The organism is Tamlana crocina (genome assembly GCF_012037625.1).
Genome location: NZ_JAAVJS010000664.1, coordinates 1 through 325, shown reverse-complemented (window position 1 = coordinate 325; position 325 = coordinate 1). Strand labels below are relative to the sequence as shown.

1 protein-coding gene is annotated in these 325 nt (G+C 44.6%); it reads left to right on the top strand.

All coding sequences use genetic code 11. The features are described from left to right. The coding region (locus tag HC176_RS18480; protein ID WP_167920447.1) for a peroxiredoxin family protein at positions 1-325 on the top strand (325 nt) is incomplete at both ends.

Sequence of the window (325 nt, the reverse complement as noted above, 5' to 3'; positions counted from 1 at the left end):
CCCGGCTCCCGCTTTTAGCGCACCAACCCCGGAAGGTGAGGAACTCGCATTAAAGGATGTTTTGGGAAAAGTAACCTTGGTCGACTTTTGGGCAGCATGGTGCCGTCCATGTAGAGTGGAAAATCCAAATATTGTAAAGGTGTATAATGAATATCATGACAAAGGTTTCAATATCATCCAGGTTTCCCTTGATCGCCCGGGACAAAAGGATAAATGGTTAAAAGCTATTGAAGAAGACAATTTAGGCCAATGGAACCATGTTTCCAATTTGATGTTTTGGCAGGATCCTATTGCTGCCGAATACGGAATCAGAGCTATCCCCGCA